The sequence below is a fragment of the Sphingobacterium sp. PCS056 genome, assembly GCF_023273895.1.
Classification (GTDB): domain Bacteria; phylum Bacteroidota; class Bacteroidia; order Sphingobacteriales; family Sphingobacteriaceae; genus Sphingobacterium.
This window is the reverse complement of sequence record NZ_CP096883.1, coordinates 3,977,219-3,997,828: the sequence shown is the minus strand read 5'-3', so window position 1 is coordinate 3,997,828 and position 20,610 is coordinate 3,977,219. Positions and strand designations below refer to the sequence as shown.

The following is a 20,610-nucleotide window of genomic DNA, read 5'->3' as shown; positions in this document are numbered from 1 at the left end:
TTTTAATCTAGAATGTCATGGCAGAGCTAAATCAAAAACAACCGCAAGCAGGGATAAAGAAAATAAGAAGTAAAAAATTGGCTCCGAAGGTCGATCTTACTGCGATGGTGGATCTTGCTTTTTTATTGATCACTTTTTTTATGTTGACCACCACCTTAAGTAAACCGTATCGATTAGATGTGGCGATGCCGGACAATCATGGAGAAAACCCTTTATTGCTAGACGAAAGGCGTGTAGTTTCCCTGTTATTGACCGATAAGGGATTGATGTGGTATCATGGCGATTTTAATCATCCCATATCAAAACCGGAGTTTACTGATCTAAGTAAGACAGGGATAAGAAAAGTCTTGGATCGTCTAAAAGCAGAAATCCCTCCAAAGGCTGACGGTAAGGATATGATCGTCTTGATTAAACCGAGTAAGGAAGCTCGTGCTGTAGATGTGATCCAAGCGTTGGATGAGATGAAACAGGTGGATATCAAACGCTATACCATCAGTAAAATCGGAGACGACGAGGAAAAGATGGTTTTAGCTATGCTTTAATTTGCTGTTTTCGAATGATCCTTGTATCGCTTCGTCAGGTGAGGACGAAGCGATATTCTTTTAATCTTTATCCAATTTTTGCCAGAAATTGGTAATTTGTATTTTGATAACCTCGGGTAGTTGACCATAATTGTCCGAATAGGTCGTGTTTTGATAGCCATCATCATGGTCTGCCTGAAGTCTGTAAAACTGTTTTTTGTAGAGGATTACGGCGATACAGCTCAGCTGTTTTTGCATATCCTCCTTTGGATGTCTGGAATATACAAAAATAGCGTCAAGCCTACCATCTTTATCAGCATCGAAAAAAGATTTTCGTGCATCCCATACGGAGGTGACAATCCCTTTTTCGGATACATCATCTTCGGCAACAACGGTCCATTTATCAGCTATTTTTTGAAACTGTTGGATATATAGGTGATCGGGATCGGCATGACGCTCTTCTTTGGAGAACACAATATAATTATCTTCTTGAGGCGTGGTGATGTGCTCCACCTGAAGTACTCTTTTTCCTTTATAGGGAAAACCAGACTGCTCGAAATTTGCTTTATTGACCGAAATACTGGTTATCTGTGCATGAGCGAGGCTGATACTGAATCCCAAAATCAGAACTGCTGCAAACTGGTTGATCATATACTTAGAGTTAGTTTACTTTTAGTTGTATTTGGTTTAAAAATAGTTATTTATAGTGAAACATGCTAGTTTTTAGTAATCAGAATTTATGAATGTAATGATGTGATCAAAATTGGGAGAATAAACATCCTATTCGTTATGATCAAAAATAATCATTTTCTGAATACTAAACTTTTCATAAAATCAACTTGATACTGCAAATAATATAGTTTACTATTGTTCTTTAATTTTTTAATTAGTGTCTTTTTTAGTAATTATAGTCATGTATTTACAGTTTTGTAAAATATAAATCTGTATTTTGGTATATAATAATACTTAAATTGTATTTTTATCTTTTAGAGCTTTGGTATATGTATTGAGTCCTTAATTTAAGGCTGTATTTTTATGTAATCAATGCTTGATGATATTGGTTTAGGTTATATTTGAAATAAGATAATTTAATAGATGAAAGCAATAAATAGAAGTGAAATCGATGAAATGGATAAATTCTATCGAATCAATCTGATTAATAGTTTGATCGGTGTAAAACCACTGAATCTATTAGGTACATGCAATCGGGCGGGTACAACTAATCTAAGCATTATTAGTTCTGCATTTCACTTAGGCGCTCTTCCGCCCTTGCTGGGACTGGTGATGAGACCACAGCGCGAACACAACGATACGCTTAACAATATACAGGCTACTGGGCAGTACACGTTGAACAATGTATTGCCAGATTGGTATAAACAAGCGCATCAGACCAGCGCCAGTTATGCTTCGGGAATATCTGAATTTGATACATGCGGCTTTCATGAATGTTATAAAGAAGATTTTAAAGCTCCATTTGTCCAAGAATCTACTGTGAGAATAGGTTTGGAGTTAAGAGAAATTATAGATGTCGCGATCAATGGAACGACAATCGTCATTGGCGAGATCGTGCAGCTACTGATTGATGATTTGATTATTGAAGAGGGGGGGGACGGTGGATCATATTAAAGCCGGGTCTATGGCTGTATCTGGATTAGATCGTTATTTTATTCCGCAGTTTGTGGGGTCTTTATCTTATGCAAAACCAGGTACTGAATCTTAAGAAATTAAAAATAAGAATCATGGAAAGTAACGATGTAGATGTACTTATTGTTGGCGCCGGGATAGCCGGTCTGACTGCTGCTAAAATTTTAAAAAAAGCTGGTAAATCGTTTAAGATAATTGAGGCTTCGGACAGGATAGGCGGAAGGGTAAAAACCGACGAGGTCGATGGGTTTTTACTCGATCGCGGTTTTCAGGTTTTACTGACGGCTTATCCGGAAGCGCAACATTTATTGGATTATGAAGCACTCGAGCTTTGCGCCTTTGATCCTGGAGCAATGATTTTAACAAAAAAAGGCATCAGTACTGTAGGTGATCCCATTAGAAAACCATCGTCTTTGATCAGCACCATATTTTCTGCTGTAGGAACAATTGGTGATAAGTTGCGCTTGCTCAAGCTAAGAGCCTATCTTGGTCGTAAAAGTATCAATGATATATTTTTAGAGGAGGAATTAACTACTGTCGATTATCTAAATAAGAGGGGGTTTAGTGAGCAAATGATGACGCTTTTCTTTAAGCCATTTTTATCTGGAATATTTTTAGAAGATGAATTGAAAACATCAAGTCGGATGTTTGAGTTTGTTTTTAAAATGTTTGCTGAGGGGGATGCTGCGATTCCTGCAAAGGGTATGGAAATGATTCCGTTGCAATTGGCTAAAGACTTTTCTCCAGGAGATGTTATTTGTAATCAGAAGGTGATCGAATATGGTCAAAAATTTGTTAAGACACATACAGGCTCTATTTATAACGCTAACTTTGTTCTTATAGCGGCAGACGAATTAAATGTAACTCCTGCTCATCAACAGATTTTAAAGGGATATCAAGCTGTGACCAATATGTATTTTTCAGCCTCTAAAAAGCCATTTAATAATCCCATGATTGCATTAAATACATCGAAAAGAAAATGGGTCAATAATATTGCTGTTATGAATAATATTTCTTCAAGATATGCTAACAATGGCAGTGCCTTAATTTCTCTTTCATTGTTAGGGGATTATACTCATATCATTGAGGCAGATCTACAGAAAAAAGTGATCGATGAACTCACATCATGGTATCCTGATGCTGTTCATTGGAAGCATGTGAAGACTTATCATATTCCTTATGCTCTGCCTAATGATGAAAAAGTATTTGATGATCTAGATGATCACATGTTTAGATTAAGGGATAACTGTTTTGTTTGTGGCGATTACCTTTTAAACGGTTCAATAAATGCTGCTATGAAAAGTGGCAGAAAGGCTGCTGAAGCTATTATAAAGGACATGATTTAAAAATTTTATTTTTCTTTTCGTTGGTTTTGTTTCTTGATTTGTCTAGATCCTGGATTTAAATATCCGGAATTGTTAGCGTATTATGCTAATTTTACATGCTCTTAATTTGATATTCATCCGTAGATCAGTTCTAGTATGCTTCCAAAGGACTTGAAGTGGGTTGGAACTTAAACTAAAGCAATATTCATCATGAAATATTTGAAATCAACATTCTTCTTACTGACACTAGGTCTATTTTCAGCTTGTAATCAAAGTGGAAATGTCACTACAGCGAAATCTAAAGCGGTTGCGGAAATGCCGTTCGTTAATACAAGGGCCTTGCTTGAAGACTTGAAAAATAGGGTAGTAGAACTATACAAATGGAATGAAGTACAAAGCAGTCATGTAGATTTCGAGCCACTGCTGCAGCAAGAAATGGATAGTGTATATGTGGGACTTGATCTCGCACGACATGAGCAACGACTTGCTGAACTGAGGGAAACTAATTTTTTTACGGATCATTTTGTTGAAAATTACGATCAAATAGCCCGAACCATCGATGAGAAGTTAAAGGACAAATCCAAAATATGGTATGTAGGTGAGCTTCCGCCATTTGGCAATGGCGCAAATCCGTGGTGCAATTGTCAAGATAATCCAGATAAATATTGGGAAAATATTACCTTAAAAAATGTTCATATGAGCAATGGAGATGCCATCTTCAGCTGGTCGTGGGGTGGTGACTTTGGATACAAAGCTAAAGCTGTACTGGATCATGGGCTGTGGAAAATAGATTATCTGGAAGGATTTGACCCCAAAACGTTTATTGTTGCTGACTAAAGGAGGTGAGCAGAGTGCTTTCGTATTATCTTTCTTATCTTTATTAAATTAGCACCTTGAGATTATGCAGCTTTATCCAACATTGATGCTTTCTAATATTGTAAAACACTACTTGATCATTAGGCATGAACAGGAGGTGTTTGCCAATTATCGTTTATTTTCTGATGGTAATCCTGGTTTGGTGTTTCATTTTAAAGATCCGTTTTTACAAGAATCTGATCGCCATTCGAGCAGTGTGCAGCCTCATAGTTTTCTTTATGGACAGATGACGCATTTTAATGACATTCGATCGGTCGGTAAATTGGATATGCTGATCGTGGTACTTCAACCTCATGCCCTACGTGCTTTGCTACATATATCTGCCTCTGAATTAAACAATACAGTTGTACCTTTGCGCTCCGTCTTTGGTCAGGAAGGCGACGATATCGAAAATCGGGTTTTAAGCAGTGCGAATCGTGCTGAAGCGATAACAGCGATCGAGCAGATGTTAGTTTCGAGAGTAAACCGGTTTCAACATGAAGATGGACTGATAAATGGTGCTTTAAGGTTGATCTATCAAGCAAATGGGATCATTGCTGTGGCGGATATCATCAATGAGCTTCCCGTTACAGAACGGCAGTTGGAACGGAAATTTAAAGAGCAGGTCGGAATTGCTCCTAAAAAATTTATAGATGTGATCAAGTTTCAGTATTTCCTTAAATCATTGCAAAAATCTAGATCTGAGGTTACACTTTCTCAGATTGTATATGCGAGTGGTTATTATGATCAGGCGCATTTGAATAATTTCTTCAAGCGACATGTAGGTGTAACACCCACACAGTATCGTAACAATAATCATCTGCTTGCGATCAACTTGATGCAGGTATTATAAAATGAAATTGTCGGTTTTTTACAATTTATTTTTAGGGCGTCCAGCTAATTTTGAATCATTAGTGGTTTATAAATTTAGATATCAATGGAAAACTTAAAAATTGCCAGTGTACAGTTTGAAAATCGTAGCGGCGATAAAACCTATAATCTTGATCTGATCAGGCAATTGGCAGCAGAGGCAGCGCGGCAAGGAGCAGACGTAGTTGCCTTTCATGAATGTTCGATCACCGGTTATACCTTTGCTCGGAACTTGTCCCGGGAGGAGATGCTGGATTTGGCGGAACTGATCCCTGATGGTCCGTCTGTCAAAGCATTAATAGCAATCGCTAAGGAATATCAGATAACAATCTTGGCTGGACTATTTGAAAAAGACGCTTTAGGAGCTCTTTTTAAAGCGTATATCTGTGTGGATGAAACGGGGCTTATCGCTAAACATCGGAAACTACATCCGTTTATCAATCCACATCTTTCTGCGGGAACAGCTTATACTATTTTTGAGATAAAGGGTTGGAAGTGTGGAATCTTGATCTGCTATGATAATAATATCATTGAAAATGTGAGGGCGACCACTTTGCTCGGGGCACAGGTGATATTTATGCCTCATGTGACGATGTGTACCCCTTCAACACGTCCTGGTGCTGGATTTGTAGATGCAGAATTGTGGAAAAATAAGCAAGAAAATAGCGCGTTGCTTCGATATGAGTTTGACGGATTGAAAGGTCGTAGCTGGTTGATGAAATGGCTGCCTGCACGTGCTTATGATAATGCTATATATGCTGTATTTGCAAACCCTATCGGCATGGATGATGACCAGTTGAAGAATGGATGTGCGATGATTATTGATCCCTATGGTGATGTGATGGCTGAATGTCGTTCTTTGGGCAATGAAATTTGTGTGGCAGAATTGACTGCTGATAAGTTGATGAAAGCGGGCGGATATCGGTATATCAGAGCGAGAAAGCCTGAATTGTATAGGGATATCTTGGGACAACAACATCTAAGTGAACAAAAAGTGGTGTGGTTGCATAAATAAACCGCGCGGCACATGCCTGCCATGAGCTATAACTCTAACGATTGGTATGTAGGTTGAACATAAACGGTATACTTCCAGTCTGAACAGATTGGGGTACCGTTTTTTAATGTTTTAAAATCAGGATGAGTTGCGTATATTTGGTTATCTTGCTTCTAGCCTGTACGACATTTATTTAATAGCACTTCATCTTTCCACAAACCGCTCATCATGATAAACACTGGCATATGAATAGAACACACCTCCGTAAAATTTTTCTAATTGCCGGCGCCATCACTGGTTTTGGATTTTTGTTTTATCTGTGTTTAGGCGATGGTGTTGCATTTGAAACGCAAGGTCTCTGGGCTAGTTTTGCAAATCTTTTGGGTATTTTGATACTCTTATCACAGTTTATATTCCATTTTATTGCGCTGCTGCTCATTTTTGGTCGAGGTAAAAAAGGTACGGAACTGACATTAAGACAAAATTGGATAATCGGTATATACTGTTTGATTGCTGTGATCTTCAATATCGTATTGATCTTGAAGACAACGACTGTTTCTCGCTCAGAAATGAGTGTGGAAAGGGAGTGGCGTAATTCGCAAAAATATTATTGGGAACCCGCGATCTCTAATCCCGAGGGCTACCCGGTACGCGTGCTGGAGGGACGTTTTTTTATTGCGTCTTGGAGCAGAAATAATGCTTTTCCGGATATCGATGACAAATTTTATGATTCGAGGTGGGGTTTAGGAATGACTACTTTTATCAGTCAAGATCGGGGTAGTATCGTGATGCCAGATAGTTTAAATCTAACTTGGTATTCGGTTGTTGAGGATTGTTATTATAAGCTTCAGGTATCCTTAGATAAAGAAAAAATAACCCAATTGTTTAAAAAAGGATTTGAAGCAAAAAACCACAACGGTGTATTCCACCGCACCTATGATGAAATCATTGTTGGACTAGCACCTGGTGGCGATGCGGCACTTTGGGTGGGAAGCAATTGGGGTAATGCAACCGAAGTGAGTTTTTATCAGGCGCAAAAATTAGATACTATAGCGATAGAGCCTGCCAGGCGTCAAGAGGTTCGGGAAGAATTGACCAGACTAAGAAAGGGCAAAGATTGGGTCGAGCAAGTTCATACTACGGATGATCTGATCCCATATGATAAATGGCGTAAAAAATATCGACAACCTTACGGGTGGACTCTTCAATTTGTCAAGGACACTGTTCTGGATAATCCAGAATTAGAAGTTGAATTTTTTAACGGCGAAAAGTTTACACTAATTGATCCTATATTGTCTCAAAAAAAATTTCCTGCGCATCCGGTACCTTCCTCTTTGTTTCTAAAATATACAGGTGCAGATGGTAAAATGAAGCGGGAGTATGTGGTCTTTGATGAGGAAGATATCTATAGTGCTTTTGAAAAATTAACGTTAAGTAAACAAAAAATAACAGTGATCGTAACGTGTAAAATCAATCAACAGGGAAAAATAGAGCAGGTAACTGCTCAAAATAATAGAGAAGAGTTTCCGTTAATATTAAAAAAGGATTAAATTTTGCTGGTATTTATTGAAATTATTAAAACTTAAGTATGGATGATAAATTAATGACACAGCTCAATCAGTGGCATGATAAAAGTAAACACGATCAGATAATAAGCGTCCTTGAAGAAATGCCGGAATCAGAATTAACTTATACGTTGAAGAACTTGTTGGGTCGTGCTTATAATAATATTTCAGATTACGCAAGAGCGCTCGAAATTTTGTTGTCTGAAAGTGATGCTGGCTTAGAAGATCCTTTGTGGAATTTTAGAGTTGGCTATGCTTACTACTACAGTCAGGATCTGACAAATGCATTGTCATATTTTCAAAAAAGTGCAAGTCTGGGGGATACTACGGCCATGAATTTTGAGCAATGGTGTATCCAAGATCTGCAGAAACAAAGGGAAGTATTACCGGCAGAAGATGCGGAGGCCTTGGATAGAAAATGGTTTGATTTTACGGTTCAGTTTGTTGAAAAACTGAGTCATCATGAAGATGACTGGAATGCGCTTTCAGAGCAAGAACAAGAGTTGGCAGCTCTCTGGAAGCTCGAAATGGATATGTACAATGGAGGATTTCTTCAATTTTTCTGTAATTGGGGGATGGTCTGTTATAGTCATGCTGTAAGGGCATTGAAACGCTTGAAAGCGGAGGAATCTTTGGCGATTATACAAAAACAATATCAAATTATCCAACGCCTAGAGGATCATAAAGAAATTCAAAAATTATGGGATATCCCGAATCATTTAACGGCTGAGGAACAACATGAAATATCTGAAATATTGGATGTGCAATATTGGGATAATCAAGATCATATTATTGAAAAAACGTTTTGTATTTATGTTGATTTAATTGAAAAAATAGGAGGAAATATGGATAATAAATCCACTTTAAATAAAATTGCTTGGTCTTTTTCGTCTGAAAGTTATTCAGATGCGGAAGCATTTAATCAGAAAGTCGCAGAGTACCAAAAGGATATTTATAATACAGCTGAGCGCTGGAATCCGAATGAGATTGTGCTGGATGCACCAGAGGTACAGATTCAATATGAAGCTTGGATCACGAAATCATCAGATTTATTGGAGAATGACCAGTTGATTTCTGACCATGAAGATATATTTGATGAGGAGCCTGAGGATGATGGATATCAGGTTGAAATCATAGCTAAATTTAAAGCTGATAATGGCAAAAACTTCACTGCTTTAGAGTTTTTGATGAAAACACATAACCAACAGGTTAATAAAGAGCTTGGCGACCACGTGTTTTTTGAGGGCATAGACGATCACCCCACAATAGTAGAAGGAGTTCCGACTTATTATATCGCTTGTGGAAGCTAAAAAAATATATTTCATTATAACAAGATAGATGCATTAAGGTATGGTAAGAAGTAGAATGTGTTTACTTTTGTTGTTTGCAGGCTATACATTGGCCGTTTGGAGTTGCCAAGATGGTAAAGCAAGTAAAGCAAACGCTATCTCAGAAGCTAAAACGGAGATGTTGGATAGTTTAGCAGTAAAAGGGAAATCTAAAAATACCATGTATCCTGATCAAAAATCTGTGCTCAAGGATACGATCGTGGTCTCTACAAAACATGATCCTCATGTTGTCCTATGTGATATGGATGGGGATGCCCGTATGGATACAGTGCATATCGTTCAACATACCATGAATCATAAATATGGTCTAAAAATAGCTTTTGGAAATAAAAAAATTGTCTATTTGGGAATGGGACAGGATATATTGGGACAGGGTTTTGATGATATTGAATGGGTTGGTATTTTTGAAATAGCTCCAAAAGGAGAGATCTATTATAATAATGTCAATGATGAAGGTGAAATTATTACAGAAGAACAGGTAAATGAAAATGATAAAATAAAACTTCCGAATGATGGTATTTTCATCCATCAGGCCGAAGCTTGTGGCGGTGGTATCATTTATCTCCATGATGGTCATTTTGCTTGGATACAACAAGAATAAAGCAAAGTATGCCCATTAGGATCTGTTTCTCATTTACTCAATTATAATTGATAAATATCGCTGATGAAAGAAAGTGGAAAAACTAAACAGAATTTTAGCTATACTGGATCAGATGTAGAATAGCAAAGCGGATATCAAACTGAAACGGCCTATCTCGGTTTAAGAGATAGGCCGTTTTTATGTTTAAAAATATGTATTTTTAATGATATGGGTACATCAGTGGTTTGCCATTGATCGTGTTATTGTTGATCTGGGCATTGATGACACGTTCAAATAGAATCTCTTTTTTATTCCAGTGGAATGCTGGATATTGGGTGTTGGTTTTGATTTTATTGTTATTGAAGGTAATGCCATCTACTGATTTTGCATATAGGACCGGTTTATCAAAGGTATAAAAGTCGTTTTTTTCAATCTTGATGCCGCTATGAAAATATTTTTTCTGGTTTTTTAAATCAGGGATCTCCGGATAGATGGAAATAACGGCATTGGTAAATTGGAACATATTGGTGAGTGCATTGATAAACGTGTTGTTTCGAATGGTGATATCTCGGCATGTTCCGGTTTCGTACCAACCGTTGCTATCACCGCATAATAATATAGCTGTTCCGGACGTATGATCAAAAAGGTTGTTTTCTACAACTGTTGTTTGAGGAGTGCTGAATAATGCTCCGCGTGCTCTGTTATTGCGTACCGTATTGTTTTTGAATGTTACTTTTGGAGTCCAGGTTAGATTCTCGATACCGATATCCAGCTGAGTAGGATCAATGTATTCATCCAAGGGGTTGGTGAATACAATCTTAAAATCCTGTATCGGATCACTATCTTTTTTGCGGAGAACTTCAATAGACTGAATATGATTTTTATGGTCCCAAAGTTCCATGGTTTTGGACTGTATAAACTGTACGGAGTCGCCTGTATATCCCCAATCAAAACCATAGGATTGTTCGTGCATGTATCTGGCAAGAATAGTTTTATTATCCAATTTTTGAATGACTTTTAAATAAGTGCCATGTATATTGATGGCGTCGTCCATCATGTTTTCATATAGACCATTATTGGAAACAATGACACCTTTACAGCCAGAGAAATGTGTGGCATCTGCCTGTGCTGTAAAATAGCGCGGATCGTTTTTGCTTCTTAATGCGACTTGAAATTTGTTCAAATAAATATTGTCCGTTAGTTGTGCCAGTAGCCCCATTCCTTCGGCATAGTGTATGCTTATGTTTTCTAAATGAATGTCTTTTCCTTTATGGACAAAAATACCAGGGTTAGGTCTATGCCAGCTTCGCATAGCGACAATAGTACCAGGTATCAGTTTCGGATTTTTCCACTTATAGGCTCTAATGATACCTTTTGATATTTCGGAAACATGTGTTGTACCTACTGCGATATCGCTGCTGTTGTAAACGATGTGCTTTGTTTTTTCTTCAAAAGCGATGCCTGCTGTGGGGCGCATTTCCCAACCTTCGCCTGTGTTATAAAATGTACTATCATGGATGGTATAGGTGACCCAAGGTGCTGTTTGATAGGTGATGATCCCTGATGTAACATCATTTTCCAAAATCTTGACTTGACAGATCTGCGGTCGCTCGAAATCGATGTGGATATTTTTGAGTGTCAGGTTATTATTTTCAACCAAGGAAATCGGTAACATCCGGCCGTGAAAGATAAAATCAGAACCTTGACCATCTATGGTGATATTTTGATATTGTTCTAAGGCTATACCGACTGTTTTTGGATTTTCTTGGTCATGGTTGGAGATGTAATATACTTTCTGTAAAGCACCTTGGGCATGGAAGTCATAACGCCCTTTCTGAAACTTGATGATAATGGGGGTATTTTTTCCCGCTTCTGCCACAACTTTTTGGATCGCTTGATTGATTGTCGGACTGCTGTTTTTCCCAGTATTGGGATGAATGCCATACTTCGCCAAGTCGTAAACTTTTGGACTTGGATTTGCCTGTGCTTGAAAACTAATAAAGGCAAGGAAGATCACCGTTATGTTATTTTTTAACCAATTGTGCATGATGTATAAGTTTGGGTGTTATCAGATTTAGGGTTGTCTATATCGAAGATTTAATCCCGATATAAGATAGGCAAACATACGCTAATAGATCAGGATTTCAAAGAATATTGGAGCTCTGCGAGCTCTGAATGTAGATTGTAATCAGATTCATACACGATTTAAACATCGGGTAAAAGATGGATTTTTGGTTTTGTATTCTTGATTTTTGTCATGCATTTATCTGCAAATGATTTATGCACTCGTTTGTTAGTGCATGTTATTTGAAGCAATTCAGATGCATCATCTGAAAAACTTTTTCATTAATTATGTACATTTAAGCATTTAAAAAAAATCAAAAATAGATGCCCTTTACATGTTCTTATTCAGTATTAGTACTTGGCGTATTTGCAAAGACATTGATTTTTTGTAATAATTGTTGAGGGATGAGATATTTTTCTTAGTATATGATTTGGTAAGATGACATGAATTTAACAGAGATCAAGTCGATTTTAAATATGTTTGTATCGAGATTATTAGATATATAGATATGGTTGATATTTTTAAAATTTTGGCAAATGAACATCGCTTACAGATCTTGCATTGGTTGAAGAATCCAAAGAATCATTTTAATGCTGAGGATATCGAGCCTGAAGTGACAGATTATGGAGTCTGTATGAGTGTCATTCAGAAAAAAGCTGGTTTGTCGCAGTCAACAATTTCTTCTTATCTCACTTCTATGGTGAATTGTGGTTTGTTAAAATCTGTTCGAGAAGGCCAGTGGACTTATTATAAACGAAATGAAAAAAGAATTCAAGAACTTGCTTCCTATATTAAAGATACTTTGTAAAGGAATGTGTCAAGAGCTTACCAAGAAAGGTTGGTAATTTTTAGCTATTGATTAACTCAGAAGATGAGCGTCAGAAATTAGATGCTAATTTTAGATTCTACCCATCTGTGAAATAAGGTATTTAAGTACCTTAATTTTTGAATTATTAACATCTAGAAATCTAGATATATCGAAATGATTTGTTTTATGGAGGTCTATTCGTTTAACTATCGATTACTCACAAAGGTATATGGATACCTTTATTTTTTTATTTTCTATATCTAGAAATCTAGATATATCGAATCATTAACACTTAAAATTATTCTTAAAAAATGATGTCCAGAAATTTTGAAAATCACAACGCATTTAATCGCGTATTTGCACCGAATAAACTTACAGTAGGTTTATTTCTACCTTTAGAAGTTTATCATGGGAAGCTAAGTATTTTCGCTCAGCACACGGCATACATGAAACAAATTGACCGTTTAAATTTTGCTTCTATTTGGGTTCGGGATATCCCCATGTTTGATCCTAGTTTTGGTGATGCTGGTCAGGTGTATGATGCTTTTACTTATCTTTCTTTTCTTGCAGGACAAACAAACCAGGTCGCTTTAGCCACCGGTAGTATTGTTTTACCTTTTTGGCATCCTATTTCTCTAGCCAAGACAGCTGCTTCTTTAGATCAGTTGTCCAATAATAGACTGTTGTTGGGAGTGGGTTCAGGAGATCGATCTATTGAATTTCCAGCTTTTGGAATTGAATTTGAGCAACGTGGTGAACGTTTTAGGCAGGTATTGGAAGATTTTCGCCGTCTGCATACGGAGGATTTTCCCAAAATAAAGTCTGCTCTTACACACATCGACACATTGGATCTCTTACCAAAACCTGCTCAAACATATATTCCCAGTTTAATAACTGGCGCTAGTCAGCAGTCTTTGTCCTGGATCGCTGAACATGGTGACGGCTGGATCACCTATCCTGGTGCGACAACATCAAAGATGCATGTAAAGCCCTTGGGTGATAAAATTAAAGCTTGGCGAGAATTAATTCCTCATCAAACCTTTAAACCCCATATGACAAATGAGTGGATTGATCTAGCGGAAGATCCTAATTTTCCGCGAACTCCTTTACGTGGAGGTTTTGTACTGAAAACGGGAAGAAGGGGATTGTTGGATCTACTGTATGAATGGCAGGAAGTCGGAGTTAATCATGCTGCTTTAGGTATTCATTTTAGCTCAAGACCTATTGCTGATGTTATAAATGAATTGGGAGAGGAAATATTGCCCTATTTCCCATCACTAGGAGAAATAAAGCGGTAAGGAAATTGATCGTGATTTAATGTACAGGATTTGGATAAAATAATGTACATTAAATCGTCAAAAAGAATTTGATAAAAAACTCTTTTTGACAGCACTAAAGATAAGATCGATGGGAATAGACAACAACGAAATTTTAAGTTTGCGAATTAAAAATAGGAAAAAGATCTTTTTCTCGGCTTATATGATCATGACAATGCTGTTGCTAGTCGATATAACAGCTATTCTGCTTTGGCAGATCAGCTTAGCAGGGTATTGGACAGATAGACTGGTCTTCTGGACATGGTTTTTGTCAACTTTTGCATTTTTGATCGTTTTCTGGAAAAGCATTTTGACTAAGATTTATTTGTTTGTTTTAATCTTAGGCGTGTTGATGAGTATTGTTCCAATGATGTTGCCATTTTACGGCATTTTGTTTTCAAGTACAGGCATGGAAAGACGATCGTATTATACTCCCGAATATGGAAAGTATAGGGTACAGCTGATACAGAGTGTGATGTCTCGTCCGCGTCTACAAATTATAGAAAATAAGGGTATTGTAGAACAAGTAATATTATTCACGGATGCTGATTTTCTAAAAAGTGATCATGTTAAAGTTGGCTATGAAAGCGTCATTCGGCTTGATGTGCTTAAAGACAGTCCAGATAGCCTCACATTAAAATTTTATACACTTTCACAGCAAATAGAGAAAAGTTTTATGAAGCTAGACTAATGGTAATTTTTAATTTAGCTTGAAGTAGTAAAGGGTATTATGGATTAAATAGGCTTAATTAATGCCAAATGTAGCTTAGAATCATATATGAGAAAAGTAATAGATGGTGTCGATATAACACCATTGTTCAACAAAACAAAATTATTTAAGTTTGATAGGATATAAAAAGGATTACATGTTCGACGTACTATTTTCCCATATTGAGCACAAAGTAGCATTATCAGATGCGGAGAAATCAGCAATTGCTGCATTTTTTACTTTTAAAAAAATTAGAAAGAAACAATTTATACTTGAAGAGGGGGACATCTGTATGCATCTTTCTTTTGTCAATAAAGGGCTTATCAAGTCTTATCGTCTTGATGAAAAAGGAAATGAACACATTAGCTTATTTGGTTGGGAGGGTTGGTGGATTTCTGACTTTAATAGTTATATTAATCAACAACCTGCTACACTGTATATCGATGCGGTGGAGGATACTGAACTCTTTCTGTTATCGCGGGCTGCATATGAACAGTTGACTCTTGACGTTCCGATTATGGACAGATATTTTCGACTGTTATATCAAAATAGTTTGGTTACAAAAGATGAACGCTTGATCAGCTCAAATAGCTATTCAGCGGAAGAGAAGTTTCAAAGATTGATCCAATCTAATCCTGAAATCATGCAACGTGTACCCCAGCATTTGGTTGCTTCGTACCTCGGTTTGGCTCCCGAAACACTGAGTAGAATCCGAAAAAAATTAGCTTCAACTGATTAATGTGTTGATCTGGATCAATGAAATTTCTTGACTAGGATCAACTACTTTGTTTTCGAACACGGATAACTTTGTTGAAAACATAAATAATAATGATGGATAGAATTGCATTGGTTGTAGGTGCTACGGGCATCACAGGTAGTAATTTGGCTCAGGAACTTGTTGCTCAGGGATGGAAGACGTACGGATTGGCGCGTCATCCAAAGATAGAGAAATCCGACGTATTTCCGGTAAAAGCTGACCTTCTGGATCCGGAAGATCTGATGAGGGCATTGGAAACAGTTTATCCTACGCATATATTTTTTACTACTTGGATGCGTCAAGATTCGGAGACTGCAAATATAGAGGTGAACAGCCGGATGGTTCGCAATCTTTTGGATGTATTGTCTAAAAAAAATACAGTTGAGCATGTTGCTTTAGTAACTGGGTTGAAGCATTATTTAGGCCCCTTTGAGGCTTATGTCGGCGCAGGTGTTTTCCCTAATACACCTATCCGCGAAGAACAGCCAAGGTTGGAGTATCCTAATTTTTATTATGCACAAGAAGATGAGATCTATCGAGCTGCCGATCGGGATGGTTTTACTTGGAGTATTCATCGACCACATACAGTAATAGGTCACGCTATTGGTAATCTCATGAATCTGGGTGTAACGCTTGCCGTATATGCCAGTATTTGTAAAGAAACAGGAAAGAAGATGTTGTGGCCAGGTTCTGAAGCACAGTGGCGTGGTCTATCGGATGTGACAGACAGCAAGATATTGGCTCAGCAGTTAATCTGGGCTGCTAGCAATAAGGATGCGAAAAATATGGCATTTAATATTGTGAATGGAGATGTATTTAGATGGAGCTGGATGTGGGGACGTATTGCACAATATTTTGGTGTGGAATCTGAAGGATTCAATGGGACAGTCACACCACTTGCAGATCAACTGGCAAATGAAAGTCAGACTTGGCAAGATATAGTCAAAAAATATGGCTTACATGATCATGAACTATTTGAGCTGACTTCACCTTGGCATACAGATCTTGATTTGGGGAGACCTATAGAAGTCATGGTCGATATGGCAAACAGTAGAAAGTTGGGCTTTGGTGCTTACCAAAATACGGAAGATTCATTTATCAAATTATTTGAACAGTTACGCTTAGAAAGGGTAATTCCATAATCACCCATTTTTTTACTATTTAGGTATTGACTAGCATCTTGTTGATCGAAATTAGGATGAACCTGTCGATTCCGTTGGGACTGGATAGGGGATGGATATCATCAGGTGGAAAACAGTGTCAGTTGTTGAGGTATATGCTCAATAAACAAAGCTCAACTGGTCATTGAGCTTTGTTTAAGGATTGATAAGTTTTGTTTATTTTTTTTACAGATGTCTCTTCCTGCCTATCTGATTTTGATCCTGTTAACTGCTCTGTATATCAATTAAGATTTTGACTTCAGTTGGATCATTAACTAATGCTTCAAACCCTTCTGATACAATATTGTCTAATACAATTTTACGTGTGACCAATTTTTCTACGGGCATTCGGCCGCTATCGATCAAGGAAATGACATGCGGAAAAATATTCCGATAAGCGATGATTCCTTTAACGGTAATCTCTCGCAGTACCTGATCTAGGGCATCAGTAGTAACTGGTTTTCCAAAAAGAGCAACTAAAACAGCAGTTCCACCATTTTTTAAACTCTGAATTCCCGTGGTATAAGAGGCTTGTACACCAGCACAATCTAGAAAAATATCGACCCCAAGACCTGTGAGGTTCTTGATTTTTTGAGGAATTTCATCTTCTTTTGCATTGATGATATGTGTTGCACCGATCGTTTTTGCTTTTTCAAGGCGTTTATCAGCGATATCGGTAACAATTACAGTGGTGGCACCTGCAGCAATTGCCGCCTGTACGCACAACAGACCAATAGGACCCGCTCCTGAAACAAGTACGGTCTGGCCAATTTTAAGACCACTTTGAAGTACAGCATATACTGCTACTGCGGCAGGTTCTACCAACGCCCCTTTTTCAAAAGACATGCTGTCTGGTATCTTGTGTACCATGTAATCTTCTACCACGACATAGGATGCGAAACCGCCATTGCTAGAGAGTCCGATAAATCCTAATGGCTCGGATAGGTTATATTTACCATTAACAATAAAAGGACTATCAAAATTCTTGAAAATAGGTTCTACCACCACTCGATCACCCACCTGTATATGCTGTACACCTTCGCCTACAGCATCAACGATGCCTGAAAATTCATGACCCAATGTTGTGGTTCCTTGATGGCCATTGAGCGGATACGGTTTGTCTACTGGAATCAATTGCGGTCCATGTACATATTCATGTAAGTCAGATCCACAAATGCCGGCGAACTGAACTGAAATTTTAACTTGACCAGCCTGTGGTGAAGGAATTTCTGTAGGCTCTACTCTGATATCTTTTGCTGCATACCAACGAGCAGCTTTCATTGTGTTATCCATATTGTTATCCCTTTAAGTTACACACTAAGGTAATCAAAGATCATCATTGAAGAAAGCCAATTTGGGTGATTGATATCACATATATTGGTGAATTTAATCATTTGAAAGCTGGTGCCGAAGATTTGAAGTTGTCTTTATTTTGGATCTTTGGTCAGTTTTTTGAATATATGTTTGGTATTGTACCATGTTGCCAAATCATTGACAGATAGCATGTTTTTAGGGCTTTTAAACACATACTCATTATTGCTGAAATATCGTGATGAATCGACTAAGCCATCGTTATGTCCATTTTCTGCAAATAAATAAGGAGGCGTAGCTTTTTGAAAACTATAGAACGATATATAATGCTCAATGATATCATCCTTCTTTAATCCATACAGTGCCCAAAACTCAGCATATCGATTCCATTGGTATATCGTATCGTTGCTTACCCGAAATCTGAAATTATTTTTTTCATATTTTTCAGGTCTTTCAAAAATACTATCATTTCTAACAATTAAGGTATCATACTTTAAATCTATTAATTTGTAAGGGTTCCAAAATGATTCTGGTTTTTCCATTTTGGAAACTTCTATACCACCATTGACAGATCCTTTATATACCTTAAAATCAATAATCTCCTCTTTTAAAAATAAATAAATTGATTCTTTGGGCTGTGGCTCTTCTGGTATAATGTTCTCGTCATTACTTTTACTGCAAGCAGTGACTAGTAGTATGAACATGAATAAATAGGCGAAATAGTTTAATTTCATTTTTTAGGATTTACTTAATTTGAGGTTTATGTTTTATAAGTTTACTAAGTATTGCTGTATATGTTTTTTGTATGTACTTTATTTCCATTATTGTTTTTTTTCTTCTAACAATGCGCATTTAATCATTTAGATATTATAATAAACCGAATATAATTAAATGATTCTATTATATGGCTATATTTTCTATTTGTATCAAGAATAATAAAGAAAACAATATAAATATTGAAATGGGATCAACAAAATAACATAAACCATGCCTTACAGGTAGTGAAGCATTTTTAAAATTATGATTGTCCCATTACTATTTACCTAGAATCTTTTTATAGGCTTCGACGTAGTTTTGGCACATTCTTTCCTTCGAGAAATGATTTTCCACTTTTTGCCGACAAGCTAATCTGTTGATCGAATGAATATCTTTCACCATTTCTATAGCTTCTTCTATATTTTCGGCTAGAAAACCATCCCGCCCATTATCAATAAGTTCGGGCATACTACCTTTGTTGAATGCGACAACTGGAGTGCCGCAGGCCATAGACTCAACTACCGATAAACCAAATGGTTCGCTAAAATTAATAGGATGTAACAATACACTTGCATTGGACAACAATTCATTGCGTTTGTCTGAACCAACAGAACCTATATATTCGATCTTACCAGGTTGTAAATGAGGTTGCACATGCTGGTTGAAGTAATGTTCATCCTGAATGATGCCTGCCATAATTAAACGTTTGCCAAGTGCTTGTGCTATTGCTATGGCTTCTTTAGCACCTTTATCATGGTGAATTCGACCATAATACAATAGGTAATCTTGTGGTTGTTCATTGAAAGTAAACTGATCCAGATCGATACCATGGTAAATGGTTGCTAAATAATCCAATTGCTCAGAACGATCCGCATTGCTTATAGATATATAATGGCTATCCTTATTGTATTTTTTATAGACAGGTAGAATGCTACTGGATGAAAAACCATGTATTGTACTAACAACGGGAGTTTGTATCAGTTTGGAATATGTGAGGGGCAGAAAATCAAATTGATTGTGTATAATATCAAATTCATTAGCATTTTCGAAACATTCTGAGATATGGAGTGATTCCCAAACTTTGGCATTGATATCTCGATCTTCTTCATATCCGGCAGGGCATACAGCTTGTAACTGTGCTTGGGTAATGGAATTACCGGTTGCAAATAAGGTGACTTCTATACCTGATTTGATTAGTTCTTCTGTCAATAAGGACGTAACTTGTTCCCAGGGACCATAGTGGACAGGAGGTGTTCGCCATGCGATAGGCGAAAGCATTGCAATCTTCATATCAGTACAACGTATGACCGCTACTTTTGTTACTTTTAATCGTATTGCAATTGTTTTATTATATTTAAATACAACACATATATTAAAGAGGCTGATGATAAATGCTTATGTTAAGAAATACATTTATAGAACTTTTGAAAAATTATACCGACGATGATTCGTTAATGGATCATTTATGGAATGAAATCGTTGAAAATTATGCTGCTCATAATCGATATTATCATACAATGCAGCATCTGGATAATCTATTGTTATTATTGATCGATGTAAAAGAAAAGATAGGGAATTGGGATGCTATTTTGTTTACTCTTTATTATCACGACATTATTTACGATCCATTACGATCTGATAATGAGGAAATAAGTGCTGATCTTGCAGAAGTGAGGATGAAACAAATCGGTGTTTCTAATCATGTCATAGACCTGTGCAGAAAACAAATTCTAGCAACGAAATCACATCTGGAATCAACAGATAGCGATACTAATTATTTTACTGATGCAGATCTTTCTATTTTAGGACAAGTATGGGAAATGTATGCCTTGTATTTCGAAAATGTACGAAAGGAATATGCGATCTATTCAAATTCAATATATCGTGTCGGACGATTAAAAGTCTTAAATCATTTTTTATCGAAGCATTGTATTTATAAAACATCCTATTTTCAACAAAAGTTTGAAAAACAGGCTCAAGATAATTTGAAAAATGAAGTTGTTCAGCTTGAGAGATGATATCGCC

The 20,610-nt window shown here is 36.9% G+C and carries 20 protein-coding genes; 15 read left to right on the top strand and 5 right to left on the bottom strand.

Annotated elements, in window-relative coordinates; all coding sequences use genetic code 11:
- The first annotated feature begins 17 nt into the window (after window positions 1-17).
- The gene (locus MUB18_RS16745; RefSeq protein ID WP_248753921.1) at window positions 18-542 is read left to right on the top strand and encodes an ExbD/TolR family protein; all 525 of its coding nucleotides are present in this window, start codon (window positions 18-20) and stop codon (window positions 540-542) included.
- A gap of 60 nt (window positions 543-602) precedes the next feature.
- Here MUB18_RS16745 and MUB18_RS16740 read toward each other — a convergent pair whose 3' ends face one another.
- On the bottom strand, window positions 603-1,172 hold the full coding sequence (locus MUB18_RS16740; RefSeq protein WP_248753920.1) for a hypothetical protein: 570 nt from the start codon (window positions 1,170-1,172) through the stop codon (window positions 603-605).
- Window positions 1,173-1,616: 444 nt separating this feature from the next.
- Between MUB18_RS16740 and MUB18_RS16735 the strand changes: the two genes are divergently transcribed.
- From MUB18_RS16735 to MUB18_RS16700, 8 genes are all read left to right on the top strand, one after another.
- Complete coding sequence (locus tag MUB18_RS16735) at window positions 1,617-2,147, top strand: flavin reductase family protein (RefSeq protein WP_248753919.1); 531 nt, start codon at window positions 1,617-1,619, stop codon at window positions 2,145-2,147.
- A 113-nt stretch (window positions 2,148-2,260) separates the two neighbouring features.
- On the top strand, window positions 2,261-3,511 hold the full coding sequence (locus tag MUB18_RS16730) for an NAD(P)/FAD-dependent oxidoreductase (protein WP_248753918.1): 1,251 nt from the start codon (window positions 2,261-2,263) through the stop codon (window positions 3,509-3,511).
- Between the two features lie 189 nt (window positions 3,512-3,700).
- Entirely contained in the window at window positions 3,701-4,327 is a 627-nt protein-coding gene (locus tag MUB18_RS16725; RefSeq protein ID WP_248753917.1) for a hypothetical protein, read from the top strand.
- 64 nt (window positions 4,328-4,391) lie between these two features.
- Complete coding sequence (locus MUB18_RS16720) at window positions 4,392-5,198, top strand: helix-turn-helix domain-containing protein (RefSeq protein ID WP_248753916.1); 807 nt, start codon at window positions 4,392-4,394, stop codon at window positions 5,196-5,198.
- 84 nt (window positions 5,199-5,282) lie between these two features.
- Window positions 5,283-6,230: a nitrilase family protein gene (locus MUB18_RS16715; protein ID WP_248753915.1), complete on the top strand. Its 948-nt coding sequence runs from the start codon at window positions 5,283-5,285 to the stop codon at window positions 6,228-6,230.
- Between the two features lie 224 nt (window positions 6,231-6,454).
- Window positions 6,455-7,759 (top strand): DUF2931 family protein, encoded by a 1,305-nt coding sequence (locus MUB18_RS16710; protein ID WP_248753914.1) that lies wholly within the window; start codon window positions 6,455-6,457, stop codon window positions 7,757-7,759.
- A gap of 38 nt (window positions 7,760-7,797) precedes the next feature.
- Window positions 7,798-9,084 carry a DUF4375 domain-containing protein gene (locus MUB18_RS16705; protein ID WP_248753913.1) on the top strand — a complete coding sequence of 429 codons (1,287 nt, stop codon included), beginning with the start codon at window positions 7,798-7,800 and terminating at the stop codon, window positions 9,082-9,084.
- A gap of 40 nt (window positions 9,085-9,124) precedes the next feature.
- Window positions 9,125-9,724 (top strand): hypothetical protein, encoded by a 600-nt coding sequence (locus MUB18_RS16700; protein ID WP_211322278.1) that lies wholly within the window; start codon window positions 9,125-9,127, stop codon window positions 9,722-9,724.
- 199 nt (window positions 9,725-9,923) lie between these two features.
- Here the strand turns inward: MUB18_RS16700 and MUB18_RS16695 are convergent, their stop codons facing one another.
- On the bottom strand, window positions 9,924-11,750 hold the full coding sequence (locus tag MUB18_RS16695) for a right-handed parallel beta-helix repeat-containing protein (RefSeq protein ID WP_248753912.1): 1,827 nt from the start codon (window positions 11,748-11,750) through the stop codon (window positions 9,924-9,926).
- Window positions 11,751-12,276: 526 nt separating this feature from the next.
- Here MUB18_RS16695 and MUB18_RS16690 point away from each other — a divergent pair.
- The 5 genes from MUB18_RS16690 to MUB18_RS16670 all read left to right on the top strand — a co-directional run bounded on the left by MUB18_RS16690 (window position 12,277) and on the right by MUB18_RS16670 (window position 16,500).
- Window positions 12,277-12,576: an ArsR/SmtB family transcription factor gene (locus MUB18_RS16690; RefSeq protein ID WP_248753911.1), complete on the top strand. Its 300-nt coding sequence runs from the start codon at window positions 12,277-12,279 to the stop codon at window positions 12,574-12,576.
- A gap of 311 nt (window positions 12,577-12,887) precedes the next feature.
- Entirely contained in the window at window positions 12,888-13,874 is a 987-nt protein-coding gene (locus tag MUB18_RS16685) for an LLM class oxidoreductase (protein ID WP_248753910.1), read from the top strand.
- 109 nt (window positions 13,875-13,983) lie between these two features.
- Window positions 13,984-14,583 carry a hypothetical protein gene (locus tag MUB18_RS16680; RefSeq protein WP_248753909.1) on the top strand — a complete coding sequence of 200 codons (600 nt, stop codon included), beginning with the start codon at window positions 13,984-13,986 and terminating at the stop codon, window positions 14,581-14,583.
- A 175-nt stretch (window positions 14,584-14,758) separates the two neighbouring features.
- Window positions 14,759-15,340, top strand: coding sequence for a Crp/Fnr family transcriptional regulator (locus MUB18_RS16675; protein ID WP_248753908.1), 582 nt, complete (start codon window positions 14,759-14,761; stop codon window positions 15,338-15,340).
- A gap of 89 nt (window positions 15,341-15,429) precedes the next feature.
- The gene (locus tag MUB18_RS16670) at window positions 15,430-16,500 is read left to right on the top strand and encodes an SDR family oxidoreductase (RefSeq protein WP_248753907.1); all 1,071 of its coding nucleotides are present in this window, start codon (window positions 15,430-15,432) and stop codon (window positions 16,498-16,500) included.
- Window positions 16,501-16,743: 243 nt separating this feature from the next.
- On the opposite strand, the gene MUB18_RS16665 is transcribed toward MUB18_RS16670, so the two are convergent.
- The 3 genes from MUB18_RS16665 to MUB18_RS16655 form a co-directional block, all read right to left on the bottom strand.
- Window positions 16,744-17,811, bottom strand: coding sequence for a 2,3-butanediol dehydrogenase (locus tag MUB18_RS16665; RefSeq protein ID WP_153194450.1), 1,068 nt, complete (start codon window positions 17,809-17,811; stop codon window positions 16,744-16,746).
- Window positions 17,812-17,945: 134 nt separating this feature from the next.
- A complete protein-coding gene (locus tag MUB18_RS16660; protein WP_248753906.1) occupies window positions 17,946-18,563 on the bottom strand; it encodes a hypothetical protein in 618 nt (205 codons plus the stop codon).
- A 301-nt stretch (window positions 18,564-18,864) separates the two neighbouring features.
- The gene (locus tag MUB18_RS16655; RefSeq protein ID WP_248753905.1) at window positions 18,865-19,875 is read right to left on the bottom strand and encodes a glycosyltransferase family 4 protein; all 1,011 of its coding nucleotides are present in this window, start codon (window positions 19,873-19,875) and stop codon (window positions 18,865-18,867) included.
- A gap of 107 nt (window positions 19,876-19,982) precedes the next feature.
- Here MUB18_RS16655 and MUB18_RS16650 point away from each other — a divergent pair, with 107 nt between their 5' ends.
- Window positions 19,983-20,603 carry a hypothetical protein gene (locus MUB18_RS16650; protein ID WP_248753904.1) on the top strand — a complete coding sequence of 207 codons (621 nt, stop codon included), beginning with the start codon at window positions 19,983-19,985 and terminating at the stop codon, window positions 20,601-20,603.
- Window positions 20,604-20,610: the final 7 nt, after the last annotated feature.